The organism is Corynebacterium sp. HMSC066C02 (genome assembly GCF_001814945.1).
GTDB classification, from domain to species: Bacteria; Actinomycetota; Actinomycetes; order Mycobacteriales; family Mycobacteriaceae; genus Corynebacterium; species Corynebacterium aurimucosum.
In genome coordinates this window covers 161,611-180,442 of the sequence record NZ_KV818476.1, presented here as the reverse complement: position 1 = coordinate 180,442, position 18,832 = coordinate 161,611, and the positions used below count along the sequence as shown (strand labels likewise).

At 59.7% G+C, this 18,832-nt stretch carries 25 protein-coding genes and 1 tRNA gene; 17 read left to right on the top strand and 9 right to left on the bottom strand.

Annotation, left to right across the window (positions count from 1 at the left end):
* Positions 1 to 29 precede the first annotated feature (29 nt).
* From HMPREF2996_RS12050 to HMPREF2996_RS12590, 10 genes are all read left to right on the top strand, one after another.
* Positions 30 to 1,181 (top strand): molybdopterin molybdotransferase MoeA, encoded by a 1,152-nt coding sequence (locus tag HMPREF2996_RS12050; RefSeq protein WP_070731477.1) that lies wholly within the window; start codon positions 30 to 32, stop codon positions 1,179 to 1,181.
* Entirely contained in the window at positions 1,178 to 1,648 is a 471-nt protein-coding gene (locus tag HMPREF2996_RS12045) for a MogA/MoaB family molybdenum cofactor biosynthesis protein (protein WP_070731476.1), read from the top strand. The genes HMPREF2996_RS12050 and HMPREF2996_RS12045 overlap by 4 nt, the downstream gene beginning before the upstream one ends.
* On the top strand, positions 1,638 to 2,057 hold the full coding sequence (locus HMPREF2996_RS12040) for a molybdenum cofactor biosynthesis protein MoaE (protein WP_070731475.1): 420 nt from the start codon (positions 1,638 to 1,640) through the stop codon (positions 2,055 to 2,057). Before HMPREF2996_RS12045 ends, HMPREF2996_RS12040 begins: the two co-directional genes overlap by 11 nt.
* Before the next feature lie 216 nt (positions 2,058 to 2,273).
* Complete coding sequence (locus tag HMPREF2996_RS12705) at positions 2,274 to 3,275, top strand: hypothetical protein (protein ID WP_141757490.1); 1,002 nt, start codon at positions 2,274 to 2,276, stop codon at positions 3,273 to 3,275.
* Between the two features lie 66 nt (positions 3,276 to 3,341).
* Complete coding sequence (locus HMPREF2996_RS12030) at positions 3,342 to 3,557, top strand: hypothetical protein (protein ID WP_070444330.1); 216 nt, start codon at positions 3,342 to 3,344, stop codon at positions 3,555 to 3,557.
* Between the two features lie 21 nt (positions 3,558 to 3,578).
* The gene (locus tag HMPREF2996_RS12025) at positions 3,579 to 4,661 is read left to right on the top strand and encodes a ThiF family adenylyltransferase (RefSeq protein WP_246823041.1); all 1,083 of its coding nucleotides are present in this window, start codon (positions 3,579 to 3,581) and stop codon (positions 4,659 to 4,661) included.
* A 437-nt stretch (positions 4,662 to 5,098) separates the two neighbouring features.
* Positions 5,099 to 5,830 (top strand): DUF1648 domain-containing protein, encoded by a 732-nt coding sequence (locus HMPREF2996_RS12020; RefSeq protein WP_070710427.1) that lies wholly within the window; start codon positions 5,099 to 5,101, stop codon positions 5,828 to 5,830.
* A 4-nt stretch (positions 5,831 to 5,834) separates the two neighbouring features.
* Entirely contained in the window at positions 5,835 to 6,590 is a 756-nt protein-coding gene (locus HMPREF2996_RS12015; protein WP_070710429.1) for an NAD-dependent deacylase, read from the top strand.
* Between the two features lie 42 nt (positions 6,591 to 6,632).
* Complete coding sequence (locus tag HMPREF2996_RS12010) at positions 6,633 to 6,902, top strand: prevent-host-death family protein (protein ID WP_246823040.1); 270 nt, start codon at positions 6,633 to 6,635, stop codon at positions 6,900 to 6,902.
* 9 nt (positions 6,903 to 6,911) lie between these two features.
* Positions 6,912 to 7,181, top strand: coding sequence for a type II toxin-antitoxin system RelE family toxin (locus HMPREF2996_RS12590; RefSeq protein ID WP_083308526.1), 270 nt, complete (start codon positions 6,912 to 6,914; stop codon positions 7,179 to 7,181).
* 79 nt (positions 7,182 to 7,260) lie between these two features.
* Here HMPREF2996_RS12590 and HMPREF2996_RS12700 read toward each other — a convergent pair whose 3' ends face one another.
* Positions 7,261 to 7,458, bottom strand: coding sequence for a type II toxin-antitoxin system Phd/YefM family antitoxin (locus HMPREF2996_RS12700; protein ID WP_141757489.1), 198 nt, complete (start codon positions 7,456 to 7,458; stop codon positions 7,261 to 7,263).
* Between the two features lie 295 nt (positions 7,459 to 7,753).
* Positions 7,754 to 7,841 (bottom strand) — tRNA-Ser (locus tag HMPREF2996_RS12000).
* Positions 7,842 to 7,987: 146 nt separating this feature from the next.
* Here HMPREF2996_RS12000 and HMPREF2996_RS11995 point away from each other — a divergent pair.
* Both HMPREF2996_RS11995 and HMPREF2996_RS11990 read left to right on the top strand, forming a co-directional pair.
* Entirely contained in the window at positions 7,988 to 8,884 is an 897-nt protein-coding gene (locus HMPREF2996_RS11995; protein ID WP_070731473.1) for an NAD(P)/FAD-dependent oxidoreductase, read from the top strand.
* A gap of 15 nt (positions 8,885 to 8,899) precedes the next feature.
* Positions 8,900 to 9,856, top strand: a complete 957-nt coding sequence (locus HMPREF2996_RS11990; RefSeq protein WP_070731472.1) for an NAD(P)H-quinone oxidoreductase — start codon at positions 8,900 to 8,902, stop codon at positions 9,854 to 9,856.
* Here the strand turns inward: HMPREF2996_RS11990 and HMPREF2996_RS11985 are convergent.
* Positions 9,853 to 11,064: an aminotransferase class V-fold PLP-dependent enzyme gene (locus HMPREF2996_RS11985; protein WP_070731471.1), complete on the bottom strand. Its 1,212-nt coding sequence runs from the start codon at positions 11,062 to 11,064 to the stop codon at positions 9,853 to 9,855. The genes HMPREF2996_RS11990 and HMPREF2996_RS11985 overlap by 4 nt on opposite strands.
* Positions 11,065 to 11,260: 196 nt before the next feature.
* Between HMPREF2996_RS11985 and HMPREF2996_RS11980 the strand changes: the two genes are divergently transcribed.
* Together HMPREF2996_RS11980 and HMPREF2996_RS11975 are read left to right on the top strand one after the other, a co-directional pair.
* Entirely contained in the window at positions 11,261 to 12,112 is an 852-nt protein-coding gene (locus tag HMPREF2996_RS11980) for a galactan export ABC transporter permease subunit Wzm/RfbD (RefSeq protein WP_070731496.1), read from the top strand.
* 12 nt (positions 12,113 to 12,124) lie between these two features.
* Entirely contained in the window at positions 12,125 to 12,922 is a 798-nt protein-coding gene (locus HMPREF2996_RS11975) for a galactan export ABC transporter ATP-binding subunit Wzt/RfbE (protein WP_070444344.1), read from the top strand.
* On the opposite strand, the gene HMPREF2996_RS11970 is transcribed toward HMPREF2996_RS11975, so the two are convergent.
* On the bottom strand, positions 12,919 to 13,809 hold the full coding sequence (locus tag HMPREF2996_RS11970; RefSeq protein WP_070731470.1) for a Fic family protein: 891 nt from the start codon (positions 13,807 to 13,809) through the stop codon (positions 12,919 to 12,921). The genes HMPREF2996_RS11975 and HMPREF2996_RS11970 overlap by 4 nt on opposite strands.
* 63 nt (positions 13,810 to 13,872) lie before the next feature.
* On the bottom strand, positions 13,873 to 14,478 hold the full coding sequence (locus tag HMPREF2996_RS11965; RefSeq protein ID WP_070731469.1) for a GNAT family N-acetyltransferase: 606 nt from the start codon (positions 14,476 to 14,478) through the stop codon (positions 13,873 to 13,875).
* Between the two features lie 187 nt (positions 14,479 to 14,665).
* Between HMPREF2996_RS11965 and HMPREF2996_RS11960 the strand changes: the two genes are divergently transcribed.
* The 3 genes from HMPREF2996_RS11960 (at position 14,666) to HMPREF2996_RS11950 (ending at position 16,636) form a co-directional block, all read left to right on the top strand.
* Positions 14,666 to 15,064, top strand: coding sequence for a hypothetical protein (locus HMPREF2996_RS11960; RefSeq protein ID WP_070444350.1), 399 nt, complete (start codon positions 14,666 to 14,668; stop codon positions 15,062 to 15,064).
* A 147-nt stretch (positions 15,065 to 15,211) separates the two neighbouring features.
* Positions 15,212 to 15,670 (top strand): hypothetical protein, encoded by a 459-nt coding sequence (locus HMPREF2996_RS11955; RefSeq protein ID WP_070731468.1) that lies wholly within the window; start codon positions 15,212 to 15,214, stop codon positions 15,668 to 15,670.
* A 60-nt stretch (positions 15,671 to 15,730) separates the two neighbouring features.
* A complete protein-coding gene (locus tag HMPREF2996_RS11950; RefSeq protein WP_070731467.1) occupies positions 15,731 to 16,636 on the top strand; it encodes a galactofuranosyltransferase GlfT1 in 906 nt (301 codons plus the stop codon).
* On the opposite strand, the gene HMPREF2996_RS11945 is transcribed toward HMPREF2996_RS11950, so the two are convergent.
* Genes HMPREF2996_RS11945 through HMPREF2996_RS11930 form a run of 4 tightly spaced genes read right to left on the bottom strand, consistent with a single transcriptional unit; the run spans position 16,633 to position 18,831 of the window.
* Positions 16,633 to 17,088: a GtrA family protein gene (locus HMPREF2996_RS11945; protein WP_070731466.1), complete on the bottom strand. Its 456-nt coding sequence runs from the start codon at positions 17,086 to 17,088 to the stop codon at positions 16,633 to 16,635. The two genes, HMPREF2996_RS11950 and HMPREF2996_RS11945, sit on opposite strands and share 4 nt — an antisense overlap.
* A 2-nt stretch (positions 17,089 to 17,090) precedes the next feature.
* Entirely contained in the window at positions 17,091 to 17,501 is a 411-nt protein-coding gene (locus HMPREF2996_RS11940) for a GtrA family protein (protein WP_046647042.1), read from the bottom strand.
* A gap of 11 nt (positions 17,502 to 17,512) precedes the next feature.
* On the bottom strand, positions 17,513 to 18,388 hold the full coding sequence (locus HMPREF2996_RS11935) for a plasmid pRiA4b ORF-3 family protein (RefSeq protein WP_070731465.1): 876 nt from the start codon (positions 18,386 to 18,388) through the stop codon (positions 17,513 to 17,515).
* Between the two features lie 20 nt (positions 18,389 to 18,408).
* Positions 18,409 to 18,831: a hypothetical protein gene (locus HMPREF2996_RS11930; RefSeq protein WP_070731464.1), complete on the bottom strand. Its 423-nt coding sequence runs from the start codon at positions 18,829 to 18,831 to the stop codon at positions 18,409 to 18,411.
* Between the last annotated feature and the right edge of the window lies 1 nt (position 18,832).

Here is an 18,832-nt window from a genome sequence, read left to right as displayed (position 1 = left end):
TGCCAGCCTCCGTGACAGGAAGGAACCTGATGCGCACCTATGAGGAACACCTCGCCGCCGTTCGCGCGGCCCTTCCGCAACCCCGGGTGGTGTCCACTCCCCTGAACAGCGCCTTCGGCCGACGCGCCGCCGCGACGTACCGCGCCGAACACAACCTTCCGCCTTTCGATAATTCACAGATGGACGGCTATGCGCTTCCCACATGTGACGGCGGCACCTTCACCGTCGGCCGCACTATCGCGGCGGGGGATCCCCCGGGCTCGCTCGAGCAAGGCACCGCCCTGCCCATCATGACCGGCGCGAAAATCCCCGAGGGCACCGTCACCATCGTCCCCGTCGAGCACTGCGAGCCCCCGCACTTCCCGGAGGAAGGCGCCACGGTCACCGTGCCGGCAACTCCCGAGCAGTTCATCCGCCGCGCGGGCTCCGATGTCAAGGCCGGCACGACCCTCATCAATGAGCACGCGCTTCTCGACGCCCCCTCCATCGCCACCCTCGCCTCCCAGGGCCTGACCGAGGTTCTCACGTACGCGCCCGCCCGCATTCTTATCTGCACCGGCGGCGCTGAAATCGGCGGCGAGGGCGAGGCCACCATCCCCGATTCCAATGCGCCCATGCTCGCGGCCTTGGCCACGCAGTATGGCATCGACGTAGCCGGCTTCGTGCGCACCAATGATGATCCCGCTGCCCTTCGCGCCGACCTCGCCGAGGCAGTCATCACCCATCGTCCCGATGCCATCGTGACTTCCGGCGGCATCTCCCACGGCAAGTTCGAAGTCATCCGCCAAATCTTTGAAGAGGATGGCTGGTTCGGCCATGTGGCCCAGCAGCCCGGCGGCCCACAGGGCCTGTCCCGCCTTGGCGACGTCCCCGTGGTCTGCTTCCCCGGCAACCCCATCTCCACGCTGGTGAGCTTCCGCCTCTACTTAGCGCCCGTTCTCGGCCACGCCTCGGAGCCGGTTCGCGCACACCTTACTGAGCCCGCCGAAGGCCTCAACAACCGCGAACAGTTCCGCCGTGGCACCCTAGCTATCACCGACGGCACCGCCCACGCCTCCTTCCTCGGCGGCACCAGCTCCCACCTGATATCCCAGGCCATCGGCGCTAACGCCCTCATTCGTGTCCCTGCCAACTCCCGGCTTCAGCCCGGCGACCTCGTGGAGGTATTCCCACTCTCATGACCCGCCGCGCACTCGTTATTGTTGCCTCGACCCGCGCCGCCGCCGGCGAATACGAGGACCGTTCCGGCCCGATCTTGGTGAACTTCCTGCGTGAACAGGGATTCGATACCCCACAGCCCCTCGTTGTCGCGGACGCCGACATCGACTCCGCCTTGGCCACTGCCTTCGCCGATGCCCCCTCCGTCATCCTCACTTCCGGCGGCACCGGCATCACACCGGATGACCGCACCGTCGAAGCGCTCACCCCACACCTCGAGCGCGAACTGCCCGGCCTGGCCCATGCCTTCTACGCGCACTCGGCGGCCATCCCGACCGCGGCGCTCTCCCGCACGGTTGCCGGAGTCACCGGGTCCACTTTCGCCATGGCCCTGCCCGGCTCCACGGGCGCGGCCAAGGACGGCTGCGCGGTCCTCGAACCAGTTCTTCACCACATCATCAACCAGTTGGAAGGCATTCATGAGCACTAACTTCGGCCTACTCGGCGCCCACATCAGCGCTGAGCCCATCTCCGCCCCCGACATCGCCACCGCTGAAACCGGCGCCGTCGTTGTATTCGACGGCATCGTGCGCAACCACGACTCCGGCCGGGGTGTCAAACTCCTGACCTACACCGCACATCCCAGCGCCCAAGAAGAGATCGAGCGCGTGGCCGGCGAGGTCGCCGCCGCCTTCCCCGCCGTGCGCCTCTGGTGCGCACACCGTACTGGCCCACTAGAAATTGGCGAATCCGCCTTCCTCGTCGCCGCTTCCTCCGCGCACCGCAAGGACGCCTTCGAGGCTGCTTCGACCTGCGCCGACCGCGTCAAGGCGGAAGTCCCCATCTGGAAAGAGCAGCTGCATACCGATGACACCACCACGTGGGTAGGACTGGACTGAACAGTCGTATGCAATGTCGGAATTCGGTACGGACGGGAAATGGGCTTAGATCCAGAAAGTGAAAGCGCAATGCTCATAGCACTACTTCGAAAACTCCTAGCGGTTTGCGCTCTAGGCGTCTGTGCACTTGTCGTTTCTTCGTGCGTGCAAGAGCGTTCACAGACATCGAAATCTTTTGCCACTTGGGAATGGGGCGGGATCGCTAGGGCTGTCTCTGTGACTCCTTCCGTAAATAATCACAATTATGTTTTTGGAACGAGCACTGATGAGGTGGACTCTCTCGCTGAACTTGCATCGGTGTATAACCCTTCGATGGAGAGGCTCGGTGAAGGGTATGTGGCTCCAGATAAGGATCAATTGGTTGTCTTTGATTCAGATTTTCGCAAACAATCTGAGAAACCTCTCGCAGGTTTAGGTCTACCGACCCAAACAGCTTCTGCTGGTTCTGTGGACAATAAAGCAGCAGTGTTTGTTTTTAACGAAGGCATGAGCGATAGTCCGTATGCGAGCCGCATAGTGCTCGCAACTAAGGAATCTACAAGCACGGTAACTCGCGATAGGAGACCAGTCGCGTTAAGGGCTTGTACTGATGAAAAAGCTGTCTGGATAGAACGTGATGAAGATGACGGAAGCGGTTTAACGCTTGTGCGTATGGGAGTCGACGGGTTGTTGTCTGAATCTCGCCTTGATATACCTGCCGGAACAGTCGCATCCGAATACTTCTCTGCTCTTGGGTGCGGGAAAGAAAAATCATATATTTCTTTTCCTGACGATACTGGTGGTGCGTATGTTGTCTCGGTTGGTACCTCGAATGAAAAACCAACTTTAAAACACGAAGGAAATATCGAAAGGCTGCCGATACCAGGCGTAAATAGGTCCTCTCGCTACGAAGAAGGAAGCGTGTCGTACTTTACGAGTCGAGGAACGATCGTGGCACTTGATCTCGAGCGTCAGGAAGTTAAAGAAACTGAACCGCTAATCGGCGCAGATCGCCGTCCTGTATCTGCAACTATCGACGGCGGAAATCTATATATCGTGACTCAGCCGATTGACGGTGCTGAGGAGCTTCGCGTACATTCTTTTTCATTCAAAGCCCCAGCTGCGGATAAGGATGGCGCGCATATCGCGAAGCTTAGCCAGCTTATGCAAGGTGGTACTGCAAAAGGTGCATACACAATTCCGATGTCTATTTACCCTTTCGATAAACGGACGGAATAATGCCTAGAAGAGCTTTATTTTCTGCTCTTTACCTCGCATGGAAATCGCAAGTCCACTGCCTGGCTGATGCGCCTAGCCGACATTTCTGACAAAGATGAACTCGTCATCAAGGTCAACACACTGGTGGCCATCAAGGGCGTGCATGACGTTCGAGTGAGCGTCGAGGTAGGACGAAGCACGATTCCGCCAGAGCTTAGAATATCGACACCAACCGGGATTGAAACCGAATTCTTTAATCAGAATCCACTGCAGGAAACAATAGAAATCAAGGCAAAAGTCTAGGAAAACTCGGAGCACTTCAGAATGAGTTCACGCTACGCACGTCAGGAAGCTCTCTGGGGAACCTCCACTCAGCAACGGCTTCACGCTTCAACCGTCGCCGTCATCGGCGCCGGTGGCTTGGGCTCGCCTGCCCTTCTCTACCTGGCAGGCGCAGGCGTGGGGCGCATCCTGCTTTTCGACGACGACACCGTCTCCCTCTCCAACCTGCACCGCCAAGTCATCCACAGCACGGCGACCGTGGGCCAGCCCAAGACTGAATCCGCCGCTGAAGCCTTGAGCGCCCTCAACCCAGAGTGCACCGTCGAGCAGTTCTCACGCCTCACACCCGATACCGCCTTGGAGCAACTGCGCGGCGCTGACCTCATCATCGACGGCACCGATAACTTCTACTCCCGCCACCTGGCCTCCTGGGCCGCCCATGAGCTGGGCATTCCGCACGTGTGGGCATCGCTGCTGGGATACGACGCGCAGCTCACCGTCTTCCACTCCGGCCACGGCCCGGTCTACGAGGACCTCTTCCCCACCGACCCGCAGGTACCCTCCTGCTCACAGGCCGGCGTGATGGGCCCGGTCGTCGGCGTGGCCGGCTCCGCCCTAGCCGTGGAGGCGCTTAAGCTCCTCACCGGCATCGGCACCCCGCTCATCGGTACGCTTGGCTACTACGATTCCCTCGTCGGGACCTGGGAATACATCCCCGTGCGCGCGAACGGCGCCACCCCGGCGCGCCCCGACAACCCCACCGACGTCCGCGAGATCCCTGAGGACGCCACGCTTATCGACGTCCGCACCGCCCCCGAACGCGCTCCCTCCCTCATCCCCGGCTCGCAGCATCTTCCGCTCGATGAGATCCTCGCTGGCCACAACCCGCCCATCGACCCCGCCGACCTCGCCGTCCTCTACTGCGCCAGCGGCCTGCGCTCCTCCCAAGCAGTCGAGGCCCTGCGCGCCCGTGGCTTCAGCAACGTCTACTCGCTGCGCGGCGGCATCGATGCCTGGCAAGAACACATTTCTGAGCTTGAGTCCGAAGCCGCTACCGCGCATCGCGGCGAAGTGGAGACCATCTCTCTGGATGACCTAGAGGCCGAGCAGGACCTGGACGACTAGCTTCGCGCCGCTCGCTATGAGATTTTCTAACCCCGTAGCCGGCAGCGTCACCTTCTCGACACCCCTGCCACATGGTCCCTTTAGTTTGGTCCCCATACTCTGGTCCCTACTCACCGCAAAGGGACCTTTTACCGTCAGTTTCCTGCGCCCAGATGGTCCTTTTGCTCAGTGAAAGGACCAAAGTAAAGAGACCAATTTGAAGGGACCATTTACAGCTCCCCTTCATCGACCAATCAGCCCCAAGAGTCCGCACTACTTGCCCCACAAAAGGTTCCCTTCACCAGGTTCTAGTCAGCTGGTTTGTTTGCACCCAAACGAACCATCTACCTAGGCGCAGATGGTTTACTTGCCCCCAAGCGAACCTTATGACTGGAACCATGTAAGAATCCGACTCCCGCAGCGCAACCAACAACAGGCAACCTTGTAAGCTCACTGCCATGAGAAGCCGCCAGTATTACGTCGCCACCGCTATCGTATGTGCTCTCACGCTGGTGTACATGCTGCTGCGCTGGGATTCGGTGCCTGATCCCATCCCGGTCCACTTCGATGGCTCGGGCAACCCGGACCGCTTCGAACCCAAGTCTTTCTTCAACGCCACCGCCTTGGTGTGGATCGGCGTTGTCTTCGCCATTGCACTGCCGCTGTGCGTGCCACCGGTCTCGCTGGCGCGAAAGACAACACGGGTTCCGGCGGAGTCAGCGCTTCCTTTCTCCGAGGCCACCGCACAGCGCGCGGAGCTGCTCGCTGAAAAGACCGCCACGTTCATCGCTCAGACAGTCCTCTCCATGACGACCTGCGTGTGCCTCACCGCGGTCTGCACGGTTGTACCGGACATCCCCTTCTCGGGCTTTCTCCTCGTGGCCGCGTGGATAGCCTTCACCCTGTTCATCATGATTCAAGGCGTCCGATTGACGCTGACATCTGCGAAGGCCGTGAAAGCCATACCAACCGACGATGATGAACAGGTTCGCAACGAAGCACTCCGCTTTGCCGGTGGCATGGGAGTCTACAAAGAACCTAAAGACCCGATGTGCATGGCAGTCTTTTCCACGAATCCTTCGAAGCTGCAGATCAACACCGCCCACGAACCGGGACGGCGCTACCTGTGGCGCATGGGCATTGCCCTTCTCGTATCCATAGCATTCTGCGTGCTCATCGCCGTACTCTAGATGCATGGAGCACCTGTTTGAGCGCGCACACTCGATTCTTTCTGATGCCACCCACGTTGAGGTGTTCACCGGCGCGGGTATGAGTGCGGATAGCGGCATCGCCACATACCGCGATGCGCAGACGGGCATCTGGGAGAACGTGGATCCGGTCGCGATGGCGTCGATAAGCGCATGGCGTAATGAACCAAAGCCCATGTTCGCCTGGTACCTGTGGCGCGCCCAGCTGGCGCAGCGGGCCGAACCCAACGCCGGGCACCGCGCGATTGCTGCCGCACGCGGCATGACGGTGACCACGCAAAATATCGATAACCTGCACGAGCGCGCCGGAAGCCAGGACGTGGTCCACCTACACGGCTCCCTATTCGCCTTCCGCTGCACCGACTGCGATACACCGTACGACGAGGACATTGCGCTGCCGAAGGAACCGGTCGAGAGCATCACTCCACCCGAGTGCCCCGTGTGCGGCGGGCTCGTACGCCCAGGCGTGGTGTGGTTCGGTGAGGCTTTGCCCAACGACGAATGGGCCGAGGCCGAACGCCGCATGTCCACCGCGGACGCGCTGCTCATTGTGGGCACCTCCGGCGTGGTCTACCCCGCTGCCGGCCTGCCGCAGATTGCCCACGCACGCGGCATCCCCATCGTGGAAGTCACCCCGCAGCCCACGGATCTCTCGCCGCTTGCCAGCGTGGTGGTCACCGCCACCGCAGCGGAGGCGCTGCCTCGCATTTTGGCGGGGCGGATCGATGGCAAAGACGAGTAGCAACCAGAAATCCCGCGACCCTTGCCCACCAAAATGTACAAGATGTACATTCGTTGTATGAAAACGATGTCAGTGGCATCCAGCCAGTTTCGCCAATCCCAAAGCCAAATTCTTGAAGAGGCACAGCACACGCCCGTCGCCATCACTAGTCGTGGAAGCCGGATTCGCGCTTTTGTCGTCTCTCCTTCATTTTTCGCCCGCGCAGTCGAAGCACTGGAAGATCGTGAGGATGTTCAGGCCGCTGAGATTGCCCGAGGAGAAGCCGCAGAGATTTCACACGAAGACCTCAAAAAAGAACTCGGACTCACCTAATCGCCTTCTATGGCTAACTCCACTTATCGAATCACCTATAAAGCATCCGCAGCCAAGGAATTACGCAAGCTCGACAGACCGACACAGAGGCGACTACTTGCTGCAATCGAAGACTTGGCCGTTACCCCTCGCCCTGATGGAGTAAAGAAGCTAAGAGCCTCAGACGACCTGTACAGAATTCGAGTCGGACACTATCGCGTAGTTTATGAAATCTTAGACGGAAAACTCGTGGTGCTCGTCCTGCGCATTGCTCACCGACGAGATGTTTACCGGAAATAGGTAAAATTCCTCTCAGATAAACAAAACCGGTTCCACCCTGCCAGAAGGTGAATACTCCACTTCGATCGGAAGATAGTTCTTACACAGCTAGATCGATGTCGTGCTCCTTAGCCTTTCCGTCTAGCACTTGCTCGTAAGACTCCAATAGCCGGCGAGCATTGACTGGGGAGCCGAAAAGATAATCAGTCTCTACCCACGCCGAATAGTTATCCTCTGACATCACGAAACCGCCTTCCTTACCACAACCATTATTCCCCCCGAGAGGAGATGAATCCATGCTCTACCTAGTTCCAGGAGCCTTAGCGGGAATCGTCTTTTATGTCATTCTCGCAGCAGTGAGCTGGGCTATCGAGAAAGCTTGGCCGCAATGCCACCTTGGAGCGCATAGCCGGTTGGTCATCCACTGCCTTGTCGCGATTGCATTTTCGATTTTCCTCGTCGTGGCTGGCGGCGGCGGAAACTCGGCCACCCACCTGCAAATTAGCGGATTCCTACTGGCAGGATGCGTTCTGAGCTTCGTTACAGCCGCATGGGACAGAAGCAAAGCCGCTACAAATGACCCCCAAAACAATTGGCGGAGGCGGCGGGATTTGAACCCGCGGTGAGTTTCCCCACGCTGGTTTTCAAGACCAGTGCATTCGGCCGCTCTGCCACGCCTCCTCGTCACGCGTCAGCATGCACCGCGCGCAACACGTTCAGAGTACTAGACTCCGCCGCGGGAGAAGAATTCGCCTCATCACGTTGTGCAAAGCGCAACCTACTGAAAGCCATTGCCGCATATACCTTGCTCTGGTTTACTCGGGCCTATGCAGACAGTCGATACCCTCATCATCGGCAGTGGCGCGGCCGGCCTTCAGGCAGCACTGGTCATGGTCCGCGCCCGCCGCAGTGTCCTCGTTGTTGATTCCACCACTCCCCGCAATCGCTTCGCCCACGAAATCCATGGTGTCATCGCCCTCGAGGGCACACCACCACTCGAGTTCCAGGAGCGCGGTAAGGAGCAGCTGCGCAACTACGGCGTACAGATCGTCAACACCACCGTGGATTCCGTCACCGATAATGACCGAACACTCACCGCCACATTGAGTAATGGAGATACCGTCGCGGCCCGCTCCATCATCGTCGCCAGCGGTGTGGACGACGTACATCCAAACATCCCGGGACTCGAAGAAAACTGGGCAGATACAGTCCTCCACTGCCCTTACTGCCACGGGTTCGAGGTCGCCGACAAGAAGCTCGGTGTTCTCTACATCGGCGAGTTCTCCTTCCACCATGCCGCGGTTCTGCGCCAGTGGTCGAAGGACATCACCTTCTTCACCAATGGAATGGAATTCACCGACGAGCAGCGCGCGGACCTGACTCGGCGGGGCATTGCGCTTATCGACGGCCCCGTCACCGCCTTCCAAGACGGAAAAGTCCTGCTGGAAAGCGACGAGCATGCCGTCGATGCACTGTTTTACATGCCCATTCCCCGCCCCCACGATGAGTTCCTCGCTGACCTCAACCTCGAGCGCCACAGTCCGCCCCCTGCGATGGGCGGCAGCCTGATCAAGGCCGATCTCACCGGTGCCACCAGCCACCCGCGCGTCTGGGCAGTAGGCAACGTGGTCAATCCAGCCGCACAGGTGGCGATGGCCATGGGCCAGGCCAATGCTGCTGCTATCACGGTCAACGGCTTCCTCGTCGAGGATGATTGGATTTAAGTACGGTGGTGTGGCATGAAAGCCATCATTCAGACCAATCTGGAAGACCCACACTCGCTGGAGTTGGGGGAAACCGATAAGCCACAGCTCCAAGACGGCGAAGTCCTCGTTAAAGTCAAAGCCGCCGGCGTAAACCGCGCCGACCTGCTCCAGGCCCGCGGGCACTACCCGCCGCCGCCGGGTGCTTCGAAGATTATCGGCCTCGAAGTCGCAGGCGAGGTCGTCGATGCCGGTAACACCGACGTCGAGGTTGGCTCCAAGGTCGGCGCACTGCTGGCCGGCGGCGGCTACGCCGAGTACGTGGCCGTACCGCAAGGCCAGTTGCTGCCCATCCCCACCGGCTATTCCTTTGCCGAGGCCGCCTCCGTCATCGAAGTGGCCTGCACCGTGTGGTCCAACATCGCCATGGAAGCGAAACTCAACAAGGGCCAGACCATCCTCATCCATGGCGGCGCGGGCGGCATCGGCACCTTCGCCATCCAGGTGGCGAAGCAACTCGGCGCCACCGTCGCGGTGACGGCCGGCTCGGACGAAAAGCTCGAGACCTGCAAGGAACTCGGCGCGGATATCCTCATCAACTACAACGAGCAGGACTTCGCCGAGGAACTGAAGAACCAGTGCGATGTCATCCTCGACATCATGGGTGCGAAGTACCTCAAGAAGAACCTCATCGCGCTAGCTAAGGGCGGCCACATGGTCACCATCGGCATGCAGGGCGGCACAAAGGCCGAGCTCAACATGGGCATCCTCCTTAACAAGCGCCTGACCCTGCAGGGCACCACGCTGCGCTCCCGCTCGGCGGAAGACAAAGCCGCCATCGTTGCGGATACCGTCAAGAACGTCTGGCCCTGGCTGGAGGATGGCAGCGTCAAGCACCACCTGCACGCGACGTATGCGCTTGCTCGCGCCGCCGAAGCCCACCAAGCCCTCGACTCCGGCGAGGTCACGGGCAAGCTTGTCCTCGAGGTCTAAGCCAGCGACGCGACCACGCGGATCAAGTGCTCAACATCGTGGTAGGTGCTGAACGGGCTCAGCGAGACCGTGACGGCACCGCCGACTTCTTCCACGCCCATCTCCGTGAGCAGTGGGGTGTGCGGAGCGATGGTAGTCACCAAGCCATTGTCGAAGAGCCGGCGGTGAATCACATCCGCAGGCACGTCCCGCACAGCGAAGGTCAGGCGCGGGAGGCGATCATCGGAGGCATCAGCAGCCGCCTCCCCCGTCACGCCAAGGATGTGAACGGCCGGAAGCGTGCCCAACAGACTGTAGAGATCCCCAGTGAGATCCTCCATATAACCGGAGAGAGCTTGCATCGAGCGCGTCAGGCGCACGCGGCGGGAACCGCGCTCCCCGCCGGCGAGTTCTGCTAGATGATCCACCAGGGGGCCAACGCCACCCGCCAAACCCGCGGAGACCGGACCAACGACAAGCTCATCGAGGCGACGGAACATCGCGGTATCCCGGAAGACCAGCGCCGCCATCTGCGGACCACCCAGCGCGCCTACATCCACACCGAGAATGTCCGCCCCAATCGCGTCAAAGTCGAGGAGGCGGTAAGGGGCGATCGAGGAGACGTCGACAAGCACCCAAGCGCGCGAACGCTCATGGACCGAATCAATAATCTCCGAGGCCGATGTTACAGTGCCCAGCAGCTCGTGGGCGGCAGAAAAGGCGACAAAACGCGTCGAGCCATCCACCAGATCGGCGTATTGGAAGGCCGGAAGCTCGCCAGTTCCCAAATCCGGCTGCGCCCACCGAATATCAGCGCCCACATGCTCAAACGCGCTCGTAAACTCCGGAGAATCAAAACGGGAGAGTACCACCGAAGACTGCCGGCGCAGCAGCGGGCGCAGCGCAACGCCCAGGGCCTGATACAGCACCGGCAGCGACGGGCCCAGGATGACCCGCTCCGCCGTGGCACCCGTGAGATCCGCCACCGCCCGGCGGGCGGAAGCATACATGTCCGCCGCGTGGAGCTCCCCTGGGTCGTGATGCGCCGAGTGCGCGCCCACGGCATCCTCCAGCGGTTTCACCGTGGCGGACATACGGAACGAGCGGGCAACGCCTGAGGCCACGCGTTCTGCAATCTGCGGCGCGGCGTGCGCGTTCAGGTAGGTCCAACCATCGGACAGACCAGTGTAAAGACCTCGCACGCTGGCGACGTCATACTGTTCCGTCATGTTTCAACCCTTCCTCCCGATGCGGATGAACGCTCCCTACTCTATACGCCCCATGTAAATCTTTCCTAACCCTCGATTTTCCCAGCTCGCTCGTGTTTTCCCAGGTTAAGGGCGTGTGTGTAGGTGTTTGGCGGAGGTGCGCGCTAGGGTGAAGGACGTGCAAGACAAGAAAAACCTGCGTGACGACGTCGCCCGCATGACCTCCGCGCCTGCACCCGGCGAGGAGCCGGCCTCGCGTTCCATGACCATGTCGGCGGCTTTCGCCGATCTGTTGCAAGGCGCGCGCCAGCGCGAGCTGTGGTTCAAGCTGGGCATCCAAGACATCAAGCAGCGCTACCGCCGTTCGGTGCTGGGTCCTTTCTGGATCACCATCGCAACCGGCGTGATGGCCGCGGCCCTGGGCCTGCTGTATTCCATGCTCTTCCAGATCCCGGTTGCAGAATTCCTGCCCCACGTGACCGTGGGCTTGATTATGTGGAACTTCATTTCGGGCGCCATTAAGGAAGGCTCGACAGTCTTCATCGACAACGAGGGCCTGATCAAACAGCTGCCCGCACCACTGTCGGTGCACGTCTACCGCCTAGTCTGGCGGCAAACCCTCTTCTTGGGCCACAACCTCATCATCTGGCTGCTGCTCATTCTTATCTTCCCGCGCCACTTGGGCTGGGAGTTCTTCCTGTTCATCCCGGCGCTAGGACTCTTCCTGGTTAACGGCGTGTGGGTAGCCATGTTCTTCGGCATCATCGCCACCCGCTTCCGTGACGTTGCCCCGCTGCTGGAGGCTCTGACCCAGCTGCTTTTCTACGTCACGCCGATCGTGTGGATGACCAACACCCTGAAGGAGCAGGGAGGTGCCGTGGCCAGCCGCGCACGCATCGCTGAAATCAACCCGCTGTATCACTACATGGAGATCATCCGCGCCCCCATGATTGGCGAGCCCGTCGCCGTTTATCACTGGCTCATCGTCATCGCCTGCACCGTCGCCGGCCTGCTCATCGCCGGCCTGGCCATGCGCCAGTGGCGCTTCCGCGTCTCCTACTGGGTCTAGAAAGGATCGTCCATGGTTTCCATTGATACGTATAACGCTTGCGTGGACTTTCCCATCTTTGATGCCAAGTCCCGTTCCCTCAAGAAGGCGATGCTCTCCACCGCCGGCGGCTCCATTGGCAAGAATGACCAGAACGTGGTCATGGTGGAAGCACTCAAAGACATCAACCTCCACCTGCGCGAAGGTGACCGTGTTGGCCTCGTCGGCCACAACGGCGCGGGCAAAACCACTTTGCTGCGCCTGCTCTCCGGTATCTACGAACCTACGCGCGGTGCTGCCGATGTCCGCGGGCGCGTGGCCCCCGTCTTCGACCTCGGCGTGGGCATGGACCCAGAGGTCTCCGGCTACGACAACATCATCATCCGCGGCCTCTTCCTGGGCCAGACCATCAAGCAGATGAAGGCCAAGATGGATGAGATCGCGGAGTTCTCTGAACTGGGTGATTACCTCTCCATGCCGCTGCGCACCTACTCCACCGGTATGCGCGTACGCCTAGCGCTGGGCGTGGTGACCTCCATTGAGCCGGAGATCCTGCTTCTCGACGAAGGCATCGGCGCCGTCGACGCCGCCTTCATGGCCAAGGCCCGCGTCCGCCTTCAGGATCTGGTGAAGCGCTCCGGCATCCTGGTCTTTGCTTCCCACTCCAATGACTTCCTGGCCCAACTGTGCGATACCGCCCTATGGATCGACCACGGCCAGATCCGCTCGGTGGGCGAGGTCTCCGACGTCGTCGGCGAGTACGAAGGCCCAGAGGTGGGCCAGTACGTGCGGGATCTGCGCAAGCGCTTCGATAACGAGGAAAACGTTTAGCCCCTGCTACCTGCCTCGTTGACATATTGCGCGTCAATCATCCACGTTCCACGCTGTCGGAAGGCCGGAATGGTACCCCGCGCCGCCTTATTGGCGGCGACGGACCCAGAGACACCGTTAACCTTTGCCCATTCCGACAGGCGAATTACCCTCGGCGCGGTCAGCAGCGTGATGCGCTTGTGCAAGGACTCGACGAGTTGCCGCGCGATAAGTGTGCTCAATGCAGAAAAGTCCCCACTCACCGGGTAGCCACGGAACACTGGGTAGTAGTGGCGTTCTTTTCCTTTGTTCGGAATGATGATGGGTGGCGCCCCTAGCTCTAAGAGTTGTTGATTGATAATGACGCGCCCGATGCGCCCATTGCCGTCTGAAAAAGGATGGATGGTTTCAAATTCCGCGTGGAACCGCGCGATTCGGTCAACAAAGAAGTTAGTGTCCTCGTAGTATTCGGCAATGGCTGTGTCCACCAGCCTGTCCACGTATTCAGGGTTGGCTCCCATATGAGCGCCCACGCGAACCCACTCTCCCCTTCGACGAAAGCGCCCCGCCCAGTCGTCGTTGATGCCGCGAAGCAACATGCCATGCAGTTTCAGAATGAGGTTTGCATCGAGCTTACCGACGCCCCGAATTAGTTCCTCAGTCACGTCCGCCAGGTTTTTGGCCTCAAAGACTTCCCGTAAATCGTGCGCTCTGGCGGTAAACCCCGCCAAGATGTTCTCGGTCTCCTCCAAAGTCAGCGTGGAATTCTCAATGGCGTTCGAGTTATACACCGACTCCGCCACTTCTGCGCGTGCTATCTCCGCGATGGCCTCGGGGGCGTCCTCCCGCAACGCCGCATACTGATCAAGAAGAGCGTTGATTTTTGAGGCGGACCGCGCGTTAAGCATGCCAACATTCTACAAGTTTCCGTGAAATTGAGTGGAAACTCTCCCATTTTCACGATTTATTCCTCAAACTGCGAAGTTGGCTCCCAACATCGCGCGCAGTTCCTCACTCATCCCGGCCACAGCTACTTCAGGCCCCGGCTGGTAATCCTCCTTGCGCAACACGGCCTTGTTGCCTTCGATGGTGTAGCCCAGCTTGCGCGATACAGCCTGGGAAGCCGCGTTCCCCGGCTCCCACTCCGAGCGCAACCGGCGTGCGCGCAGGTAATCAAAACAGAAGACCGCAGCGGCGTGACGAACCTGCGTACCCATCCCGCGGCCCTGAAGGCGGTGGTAAATCCACGACCCCGTTTCCACCTCACCATTGTCAGCAAAGCTCTTGGCCCGCAGATCCACTGAGCCAATGACTTCACCATCAAGATGTACGCCGAAGTCGAGCGACCATTCTTCCGGGGACATCTGTGCGCGATGCGCCCACCGGAAACTCGGATCAGGCTTCTGCTTCAACCACGGGAACGTGTACTCCGGAAGCGGCTCGCCGAAAATCTCAGCGGCGCTAACCCCATGAATGGCGGCGATGTCACTATCGCGCAGCACCCGCAGACTCAGCTCACCCACGTGGATGGAAACCCTAAAGGGAGCCCACATTTCTTCAACGCTTCTCACGGTCATGAGAACACTGTACTTTGCGTAGAACGCACCTTTAGTCTCATGCACTGGAAATATGCATACCCCCTGTATGGGTGAATCACGAAAGAAACTTTTTCTATTTGCTTCTTTTCTCAGATCCTTTCAAGTTAAAATCGTCGCGAGCCTGAATCACAGGCACTGTTCTCTCTTAACTTTAAGGAGCCCTATCATGAAGCGTTTCGCTGCTGGCGTTGTAGCCGCTGCTACCGCACTGTCCCTGTCCACTGGTGTTGCCTCTGCACAGACTGAAGGCGATTGGGAAGACCTCGGCACCCTCGTCGGCGCTGGCATCGTCGCAGGCGTAAACGGCGTCTCCGAACCCCACGAGGGATCTGCCAAGATCAGCTCGGATGCCATCAAGGATATGGACTCTGACGCAGCTCGCGGCTCTGCTAAGGCTCATGTTGACTTCAACAAGTCCTCTTGGGAGAACGACGCCAAGAACGGCTATGCTCTGGGCACCACCGCTGACATCCTCTGGGGCGTTGGCATCGCCGCTGCCGTCCTCGGTGCTGCTTACACCGCAGTTCAGAACGGCCTCATCCCGGGCGTTTCCCTTCCGTTCTAACTTGAGCGCATCAAGCTTTTAGCTTTGAATTTCTAGCTCCAGTCCTTTGAGGGCTGGAGCTTTTCGCTATCGCCTACTTTTGCATGGCACTTTCTACACTTTCACTACCTCTTCACTTTCTCTACCGTTCTTCCAAGGAGAACCTCCATGAAGCGTTTCACCGCCGCTGCCGTTTCCGCCGCCACCGCACTGTCCCTGTCTATCGCCCCGGCCACCGCTGCTGAGAAGGGTTCCTCCGAGGTTTCCGAGGCTGAGGTCTTTGGCTACATCCTGAAGCAAGGATTCAAGGAAGCCGTCGGTGGTGACGGCTTCGCTTCCTCCGTGGATTACGGCATTGAGAAGGGCGCTGAGGCTATCAGCAGCAAGGGTAGTAGCGAGGGCAGCAGCACCCCTGAAGAAATCAAAGAAGGCCTGGAGACTGCTGGCTCCGCCAAGGATGTCGCCATGTCTTCCCTGAAGAATGACACCGCCAAGGAATACCCGGTGGGAACCACCGCTGAAATCCTCGTTGGCACCTCTATCGCCGCGATTGTGCTCGGCCTCATTGCTGGCGTTGTCAATGCTGTGAACTCCGGCTTCATCAAGATTCCGGGCTTCAACGCCTAAACCTTTGCCACCTCCATGTCACGCACCTGAGTGCCACAGGCGGGTGGCACAATAGAACCCATGACTGCCACCCTGTCCCAGGCCGGTACAACGGCCGCTGTGATCGTCACCCACCAGCGCGTGGAGCTACTGCGCGCCTCCCTTGAACAGGTGGTGAACCAAACGCACCCAGTGCAGTGGGTGATCGTGGTGGATAACGGTGCGGAAGCAGCAGTAGAGGAGCTCCTCCACGAACTAGCCGGCGAGCGCGGCGTCTACGTGCCTTCCGAAACCAACCTTGGTGGCGCCGGCGGCTTCGCGCTGGGTTTCCTCACCGCACTCGCCCTCGGCGCGGACGCAGTGTGGTGCGCTGATGATGATGGCCGCCCCGCCGACCATCACGTGCTGGAGGAGCTCTACCGCGTTGCGGAAAACAACAGCCTTCACGAAGTCTCTCCCGCCGTGTGCAACATCAACGAGCCCGCGAAGCTGGCCTTCCCGCTGCGCCAAGGCCTGGTGTGGCGGCGCTACATGAGCGAATTAGAGGGCGACTTCCTCCCCGGCATCGCCTCCCTCTTCAACGGCGCGCTCATCTCCGCCGAGGCCATGGAGATCATCGGCGTGCCAGATTACCGCCTGTTCATCCGTGGTGATGAGGTGGAGTACCACCGCCGCCTGGTCAACTCGGGCTTGAGCTTCGGCACTGCGCTGACCACCAGCTACCTGCACCCGGACGGCTCCGACGAGTTCAAGCCCATCCTCGGCGGAAAGATGCACACGCAATACCCAGACGGTGAGTTCAAGCGCTTCTTTACCTACCGCAACCGCGGCTACCTTCTGTGGCAGCGCGGCATGCGCAAGCTGCTACCGCAGGAATTCGCACGTTTTGGCTGGTTTTTCCTGGTCCAGCAACATGACGTGAAGGGCTTTGTAGAGTGGTTGCGCCTGCACAACCGTGGCCGCAAGGAAGACTTCCGCAGGCCCTAAACCTCAAAGGACTTGCGCGTACTGCGGAAAATCACCCAGCGCTGCACAAAGAAGTTGATGAGTGTTGCCGTGCCTTGCGCAATCACAAAGGCCACCGCCAGTGCCCAGGACGAAGGCCAGTCTAGGTTGTGGTCGAAAAAGGGGAAGGCCCAGCGATACAACAAAATGTTGACCGCATAGGTCATGGCGTAGGTAGCAAACACCGCGGCAAAGCGGCGCTTCGAGGCCCGCGCGTTGAAGGTCCAGCGCCGGTTCAGCAGGTAGGCCACGAAAGTACCCACAGCAAAGCCAATAGTTCGGGAGCCCACGTCGCCGAATACGCCTAATCCGATTTGGAAGAGCCAGGTCAGGGAGACGTCGATAAGCGCGGCAATAGCTCCCGTGATGGCGAACTTCGCACCCTGCGCATGCAGGGAGTTCGACTGGGAGAAGCGTTCGGCGCGACCTGCCATAGTTACTTGCCCTTAAAAATGAACACGCGCTGAATGGCGAAGTTAGTCACCGTGGCCACGCCCTGCGCGATGACGAAGGCGATAGTGTCCTTCAGTGCGCCCTCAAAGCCCAGACTGATCAGCGGAGCGTTGAGCACCCAATACAGGAAGTTCTGCACGGCGAAGGTAGACAGGTACAGCATGCCCACGGCACCGGCGGTACGCCCAGATACTTGTGCACCGAAAGTCCAGCGAGCATTGGCCACATACGCGGCGATGGTACCGAAAACCCAGCCAATCGCCTTGGCCAGGGAACGGTGCAGGCCTAGGTACGTCAGGAAGAGGGTGAGGCCATAGTCGATGGCCGCAGTGAAAACACCGACGGAGACAAAGCGCACGAGCTGTGTCTTTAGGGTGGAAGTAGGTTCAGTCACGGCGGAATACTCTACCCGCGGATGAGGGCGCGGTAAATGTCCAGGCGATCCACGGGTGCGACGGCGTCTTCACCATAGGCGCCGAGAGAAGAAAGCACCTTAAGCGAAGCCGTGCACAGCTCCCGAATTTCCGGGCCGCGTAGCTCCTCGCCGTCATCGTCGACCCAGCCCAACGCCGCCATGGCGGTCTCCACCACGGAATCCGTCAGCTCGCGCCCGCCCATACAGGACAGCGCCAGCGCCATCGACCAAAAGGCGTCCTTGCCTTCGTTTGTTACTTCTCGCGGCAGAGTACGCAGCTGGCGGTACGCCCGAGCATCAATGCTGACTTCGCGATGCAAGTCCAAAGCTTGGAGGAGCGGAACGAAGTCATAGAGCCGGGTTCTTTCAATGAGCGCGCGGACGGGACTAACCACAAGATCCAGAACTTCATCAATCGTTTCCTGGCCTGTGAGCTCAGCATTCACGGCGGTGAGATCAAAGGGTGTGTGGAAAGAACCGGAACCGCCCACGCACAGGGCCTCCGGCGTGCCGTTATCGCGCGGATAGGTCTCCACCACGACTATCTCGAAATCCCACAGCCCCCAGGCATAATCAATCTGCTCGCCTTCGCGGCTTAAGAATTCGCGCACGGTATGGCTCGGATCGATTCGTTGGCCGCGGGCATCGGTATGTTCAAAAAAGTGCCACGGCGAATCCTCTTGAGGCAGTCCGAAGCAGACCTCGAGAATATGATGAAGCTCTTCCAGCGTGAGTGCGTCCGAGAAACCAATCTGACGGTGCACCTCGGCTTCCGCGCGGACGTTGGACACCTGACACAACAGGGTTCGAGCAGAATCACCACGTTTGGCGCGGACCTGCGCCAAATCTGTGACCTGTGAGCTCATGTGCCCCACCATACGCATTTTTAGTTGCGGTCGGTGAGCTCGCGCGCTTCGAGCTCACCGAGAATGAAGACGATGGCAGCACTGATTCCACCCCAGACGGTCCACGGCTTTTCCACGCCGCGGCGGCGAATAAATCGGACCACGCTGTGCTCAGTCTTTATTGTGAGCCATCCGCCAAACAGCAGAATGCCGAAGGCAACCGGGATCGCCCACGCGGGGACATCGGGAGTCTCCGGCTCCGGTTGCCCCTCGTGGCTCTCGGCATTAGTAATTGCCACGAGTGCACCAAAGCCTAAGAAAGACAGGACATAGGCGGACACGAGCGCAGTCTTGTTCTTGATCCAATCCGGATAAGAGGTCATGATCGCCACGGCCGTGGCTTGGGTGATGCGTCCGGCGAGGGTGTCATCCAGCGCATAATTATCTTGCTTGGGAGAGGTCATA